The organism is Deferrisoma sp. (assembly GCF_054681715.1).
Map to the genome: position 1 here is coordinate 21,931 of NZ_BAAHFQ010000030.1, position 6,253 is coordinate 28,183.

At 73.2% G+C, this 6,253-nt stretch carries 4 protein-coding genes; 1 reads left to right on the forward strand and 3 read right to left on the reverse strand.

Translation table 11 applies throughout. The annotated features are described in order from the left end of the window. Positions 1-3 precede the first annotated feature (3 nt). Positions 4-636 (forward strand): GNAT family N-acetyltransferase, encoded by a 633-nt coding sequence (locus ACY0I8_RS06800; protein WP_461394145.1) that lies wholly within the window; start codon positions 4-6, stop codon positions 634-636. A gap of 564 nt (positions 637-1,200) precedes the next feature. Here the strand turns inward: ACY0I8_RS06800 and ACY0I8_RS06805 are convergent. The 3 genes from ACY0I8_RS06805 to ACY0I8_RS06815 form a co-directional block, all read right to left on the reverse strand. Then, entirely contained in the window at positions 1,201-3,273 is a 2,073-nt protein-coding gene (locus ACY0I8_RS06805) for a PAS domain-containing hybrid sensor histidine kinase/response regulator (RefSeq protein WP_461394146.1), read from the reverse strand. A gap of 145 nt (positions 3,274-3,418) precedes the next feature. Beyond that, positions 3,419-3,982, reverse strand: coding sequence for a helix-turn-helix domain-containing protein (locus tag ACY0I8_RS06810; protein ID WP_461394147.1), 564 nt, complete (start codon positions 3,980-3,982; stop codon positions 3,419-3,421). Further along, positions 3,979-5,856 (reverse strand): YgiQ family radical SAM protein, encoded by a 1,878-nt coding sequence (locus ACY0I8_RS06815; RefSeq protein WP_461394148.1) that lies wholly within the window; start codon positions 5,854-5,856, stop codon positions 3,979-3,981. The genes ACY0I8_RS06810 and ACY0I8_RS06815 overlap by 4 nt, the downstream gene beginning before the upstream one ends. Positions 5,857-6,253: the final 397 nt, after the last annotated feature.

The window sequence follows — 6,253 nt, forward strand, 5'->3', positions numbered from 1 at the left end:
CCGGTGGCCCGCTGCGCCGTTTGCCACACCCGCTACGATCCGGCCGACCCGGCCGACGCCGCCCGCCACCGCCGGCTCCACGACCGGGTGACCCGGGGCCTGCCCCGCCGCCCCCTCGCGGCCGAGCGGGTGCTCTGGCACGGCGACGGCGACCGGGTGACCGTGGTGCCCCCCGACGCGCCCCGCCGGCTCCGGGAGCGGGTGGTGGAGATCGCCCGGATCGGGGCCCGGGAGATGGGCTACACCGGCGCCCCCTACTCCCTGCGGGAGCCCAAGGAACTGCGGACCCACGCGTTCCTGGGCTACCGGGGCGGCCGGCTCGCCGGGGTGTTCCTGCTGGCCCTGCGGCCCGTGGAGGCGCTGGCCGCGTGGGCCGAAGACGAGGAGCCCGACGGCGTGGCCCCGGCGAAGGGGTGGCGGCCCGTGGAGCCGGCCGAGGGGCAGGCCTGGTCGGTGGATTTTCTGTGGGTGGCCCCCGCGTACCGGCGCCGGGGCCTCGGGCGCCGCATTCTGGGGGAGGCCTGCCGGTACCTGGGAACCGGGCCGGACGCCGTGGCCTGGCTCCCGCCCTTCACCGCGGTGGGCCGGCGGTTCATCCCCTCGGTGAGCGGGCCGGTGTTCCGGGTGTCGCGGTGAGGGCGCGGCGGGAAAGCGGGAAAGCTGGGAAGCTGGGAAGCTGGGAAGCTGGGAGGCTGGAAAGCGATTGCTCCGGGGGCTTGAATCGGCACGGTCCGGGGCATGGGGCCGCCGTTTCAGAAATCGGACATCACAGGACGGAGGCCAGTCGCCAAGAGCGCGGTTAGGGGTCGGTCGCTCGAGTTCTGATTTCTGTCCGCAGGCACGGCCGCACCCGGCTCTCCGGGAGGCCCCTTGCTCCCGGAACGGGGGCGATCGGCGCCGCGTCCGGAGTCGGAGGACACCTGAGTCAGGGTTTGGGGTGGGAGCGGCGACCGTGTCAGGTGCCAGGGGACAGAAGACGGAGGACAGGGGGGTTCTGACATCTGTCCTCTGAATTCTGATCCCTGATACGGCAGCCGCTCCCACAGGTTGGGACAACCGCAGACGCTGAAATCCAAAAGGATTTTAGCATCCTAGCTTCCCAGCCTCCTAGCATCCCAGCGGGAAGTCACTCGGAAGCTGGGAGGCCACTCCCTGTCCTCCGTCTTCTGTCCTCTGACCCCTGATCCCCCCCCCGCGATCTCAGTTCGCCGCCTTCCCCAGCGCGGGCGCGAGCACCCGGTCCAGGGCCCGGCCCAGATCGGCCGTGCGGAAGGGTTTCCCCACGAACACCGCGTCCTCGGGAAGCTGGATCCCGGCCGCGTGTCCCGAAACGAAAACCACAGGCAGGCCGGGTACCTGGTCCCGGAGCCGGCGGGCCAGCGCGGGGCCGTCCATGAGGGGCATGCGCACGTCGCTCACCAGGGCGTCGATCCGCCATCCCTCCCGCTCGGCCAGAAGGAGCGCCTCCCCGGGCCCCTCGGCCCGGAGCGGCCGGTACCCCAGGGCCGCGAGGGCGTCGGCCACGGCCCGGCCCACCTGGGGTTCGTCGTCCACCACGAGCACCGTAAGGCCCCGTCCCCGGGCCGCCGACGGCGCCCGCGCGGGGCGGGGACCCGCGGAGGCCGCCCCGTCGGCCAGCGGAAGCCGGATCGCGAACCGGCACCCCCGGCCGGGGGCGCTCTTCACCTCGATCGTGCCGCCGGCCTGGGTCACGATGCCGTAGACCGTGGCGAGCCCGAGGCCCGTGCCCTTGCCCGCCTTCGTGGTGAAAAACGGCTCGAAGGCCCGGGCCCGGGTCGCCTCGTCCATGCCCACCCCGGTGTCCTCGACCTCCAGCACGGCGTGGTCCCCGTCCCGGCCCGCCCGGATCCAGAGCGTGCCCCCGTCGGGCATGGCGTCGCGGGCGTTGGCGGCCAGGTTCAGGAGCACCTGGGCGAACCGGGTGGGATCGAGCCGCACCGGCACCTCCCCCCCGCCCAGGCGGAGCTCCACCCGGATGCCCTCGCCCACGAGCTTCCGGACCATCTTCTCGTGCCCCCGCACCACCTCCCCCAGGTCCACCACCCGGGGCTCGGCCTTCTGCCGCCGGCCGGACGCGAGGAGCTGCGCCGCCAGGCCGGCCGCCCCCTCGGCCGCCTCGCGGATCCGGTCGAGCCGGTCCCGGGCCGACGGGGGAAGGTCCCCTTGGAGCCCCGCCATCTCGGCCTGCCCCAGGATCACGGTGAGGTAGTTGTTGAAGTCGTGGGCAACGGCGCCGGCGAGCTGCCCCAGGGTCTCGAGGCGCCGGGCCTGGTCGAGGGCCCGCTCCATCTGCCGCTCCCGCGTGATGTCGCGCTGGATCGCCACGTAGCCGGTGATCCGTCCCTCCGCGTCCCGGATCGGGGACACCGTGGCGTCCACCTCGAAGGGGGTGCCGTCCTTGCGGCGGTTCACGAAGGCGCCCGTCCAGGTCTCGCCCCGGCGGAGGGTCTCTTCGAACTCGGCGTAGAACGCGGCCGGGTGCTCGCCGCTCCGGACGAGCTCCTCCACCCGGCGGCCGAGGGCCTCGTCCTCGGTCCACCCCGTGATCCGCTCGAAGGCCGGGTTCACGTAGGCGATCCGGCCGGCGGCGTCGGTCACGATCACCATCTCCCCGGCGTTCTCCACAGCCGCGTGGAGCCGGGCCAGGGCCTCCCGGGTCCGGAGCCGCTCGGTGAGGTCCACGAACACCGCGAGGGTGCCCCAGGCCTCCCCTTCGGCCGTGCGGACCGGCCGGGCCCGCAGCACCGTGGGCACCTCCCGGCCCCCGGCCCCGACCAGGGTGCGCAGCTCCTCCCGGAACCGGCCCTCCAGGGCCCGGGCGTAGCCGCCGCCCTCCAGGAGGGCCCGCCGGGACTCCTCATTGTAGAACTCGGCCAGCGGCCGGCCGACGATCCGGTCCTTCGGGAGCCCCACCGCCTCGCAGAACGCCCGGTTCGCGTCGGCCACCACCGGGGCGTCGCCTTCCCGCCGGGTGAGGCAGCAGGGCACCGGCGACTCCTCGAACAGGGTCCGGTACCGGGCCTCGGCCTCCTCCCGCCGGGCCAGGGCCTCGCGAAGAAGCCGCAGCGGCCCCCGGGCCACGAGCACGGCGGCGGCCCCGGCGATGAACCCGAGGTGCAGGAGGTACGCCCACAGATGGGGGATGTGGGGAAACGCGAACTTGAGGGTCTCCTCGGCGGCCTCGGCCAGGGCGACCGCGAGGGCCAAGGAGAGGAGAACGCGCAACACAATCCGGCGGGGGGTGTGGTCCATGGGCTCTCCGGAGCGGCAACGGGGCCGGTACCGGATCGGCCGACGGGCCCGACTTCTTGAGGGCGAGCCGCCCCCGCCGCCGGACACACGGCGGCCGGTTTCTGGCACCCTCTCCCCCCGTTGCGGGGGGAGAGGGCGGGGGGGCTCAGTCCCGGCTGAAAATGACCGCCAGGGCCTGGGGCGGGGTCTTCCCGATGCCCCGCAGGGCGTGGGGCCGGGACGAATCGATGTAGAGGCTGTCGCCCTTTTTCAGGGTGTAGGTCTCGCCGTCGTAGAGGAGCTCCACCGTGCCCGAGAGGATGTAGAGGAACTCCTCGCCCTCGTGGACCATGGGCTGCACCGAGCTCGCCGCCTTGGGGTCGAAGGTCACGAGGAACGGCTCCATGCCCTGGCCCCTGAGGTCGGGGGCCACCAGGCTCTGGTAGGTGTACCCCTGGCCGGTGCGCTGGACCGAACGGTCCACCGTGGCCCCGTTCCCCGCCGGCACGACGCTGAAGATGTCGGAACGGGTGCCGGCCTCGTGGAGGATCTGGCCCATCTTCGAACCCAGGGCCCGGGAGATCCGGAGCACGGCGCCGATGGAGGGCACCTCGGCCCCCTCCTCCACGTTCTGGAGGTACTCCTCGCTCAACCCGGTCATCTGGGCCACCTGGGCCAGGCTCAGATCCTGGGCCTCCCGCATCCTCCGGATCCGCTTTCCAACGTTCATGGGGTCTCCTCGCTCCGTTTCCGGTGTGGCTTCGGGGAACGGCGCCTAGTATCACAGCGTTTGGAACGGGAGTCAAAACCTCTGCGGGCCTCCTGTCGGTACCCCGGGCCGTAGAGCCGCCGGAGTACGTCGGGCCGGCCCTCGGCCTCGAAATGCCGGATCAGGTACTCCCGGTTCCGGGGACTCTGGAACTGGGCCAGGGCCCGCTGGACCCGCTTCTCCCGCCCCTTGGGCACCGGCACCTCCTCGCCCGTGAGGGGGTCGCGGCCCGTCACGTACATGCAGGTGGACCGCGTCATCGGGGTCGGGGTGAAATCCTGGACCTGCTCGGCGAACCGGCCCAGGTCGCTCACGAACCCGGCGAGGTCCAGGGCGTCGGTCAGGTCGCAGCCCGGGTGGCCCGTCATGAGGTACGGGATCACGTACACCGGCCGGTCGAGGTCGCGGCGGATCCGCCCGAAGGTTTCCAGGAACTCCTTCCAGGTGCGGCGGCCCGGCTTGCCCATGAGCCGCAGCACCCGGTTCGCCACGTGCTCGGGGGCCACCTTCATCTGGCCCCCCACGTGGCGGGCCACGATCTCCCGAAAGAGCCGCCTCTGGTTGGGCCGCAGAAGGAGGTCGTGCCGGAGCCCCGAGGCCACGAACACGTGCTTCACGCCCGGAACCCGGCGCACGGCCCGCAGGAGGTCGAGATAGGGCTGGCCGCCGGTTTCCAGGTGGGGGCACACCTCGGGCACCAGGCAGCTCGGCCGGTCGCAGGCGAACCGGCCGGGCCCGGCCTTGGTGCAACCCGTGCCGTACATGTTGGCCGTGGGGCCCCCCACGTCGGTCAGGGTGCCCCGGAACTCCGGGTCCTGGGCGAGCCGGCGCACCTCCTCCACCACGCCCTCTGCCGGCCGGCTCACGATGCCCTTGCCCTGGTGGGCCGCCAGGGCGCAGAACGAACACCCGCCGTAGCAGCCCCGGTGGGTCACCACCGACCACCGCACGGCCTCGAGGGCCGGCACGCCCCCTTCGGCGTCGTACCGGGGCGGGTACCGCCGGGTGAACGGCAGGTGGTACAGGGCGTCGAGTTCCTCCGGGGAAAGGGGCTCGGCCGGCGGGTTCACCACCACGGCCACGGGGCCGTGGCGCTGCACCAAGGCCGGCGGCGCGGGCTGGCGCATCGCCCGGTCGAGGGCCTGGAAGTACCGGAAAAACGCGTCCGGGTCGTCGGCCACCTCCTCGTAGGACGGAAGCTCGAGAACCCCCTCCCCCTCCGGCGGCTCGGTAGTGCGGTAGGCGATGCCCCGGAGCCCCCGCAGGTCCTCCGGGGGGCGGCCGGCCGCGAGCCCCCGGGCCAGCTCCCCCAGGGCCCGCTCGGCCATGCCGTACACCAGGAACTCGGCCTTGGCGTCGGCCAGGACCGACCGGCGCACCCGGTCCTCCACGAAATCGTAGTGGGCGAGCCGCCGCAGGCTCGCCTCCACGCCCCCCAGCACCACCGGCACGTCGGGGTAGGCCTCCTTGCACCGCTGGGCGTACACCACGGTGGCCCGGTCGGGCCGGCGGCCCGGCTGCCCGCCGGGGGAGTAGGCGTCCCGCTTGCGGCGGCGGCGGTCCGGGGTGTAGTGGGCCACGGCCGAGTCCAGGTTCCCGGCCGTCACCCCGAAAAAGAGCCGGGGCCGGCCGAACCGGCGGAAATCGTCGGGCCGGGTCCAGTCGGGCTGGGCCAGGATGCCCACCCGGAGCCCCAGGCTCTCCAGGTACCGGCCGATCAGGGCCGCGCCGAAGGCCGGGTGGTCCACGTAGGCGTCGCCCGTGACCAGGACGACGTCGAACACGTCCCCGGGCCCCTCGGGAGCCTCGGGGAGGAAGCGGAACGGTTGGCTCATGGGTTTGGGTACCTCGCGGAGATCGGAAGGCGCGGAAGCCTACTACAGGGACACGGGAAAAGCGAACCCAGGGCCTCGGCGTACTCTACCCCTTCGCCCCGCGCCCCCCGTCCGCGCCGCGGATCGGGGCCCGACGGCCAAGGAACGTCCGCTAGGCCGCTGGGCTGCTTGGCGGCTAGGCCGCTACTACTTACCTCAAACGTATTGCCCGGGGCCGTGCTACGCGAACGGGCCGCCTCGCGGCCTACCCGAGCTCCCAATCGGGATAGGGGCGGCGGAGCATCGGCTCCGCCGACCCCTCCCACACCACCCGGCATGCGGGTCCGCACCGGGCGGTTCGTAAGGTTGAGGTCACGGCGCCAGTTGGGGTAGCCCCAGCCTGGCAAAGAAGCGGTTC

Excerpts from the sequence above, each read along its gene's own strand:
- ACY0I8_RS06810 (WP_461394147.1), bottom strand. The coding sequence starts at position 3,982 with ATGAACGTTGGAAAGCGGATCCGGAGGATGCGGGAGGCCCAGGATCTG.
- ACY0I8_RS06805 (WP_461394146.1), bottom strand. The coding sequence starts at position 3,273 with ATGGACCACACCCCCCGCCGGATTGTGTTGCGCGTTCTCCTCTCCTTG.
- ACY0I8_RS06815 (WP_461394148.1), bottom strand. The coding sequence starts at position 5,856 with ATGAGCCAACCGTTCCGCTTCCTCCCCGAGGCTCCCGAGGGGCCCGGG.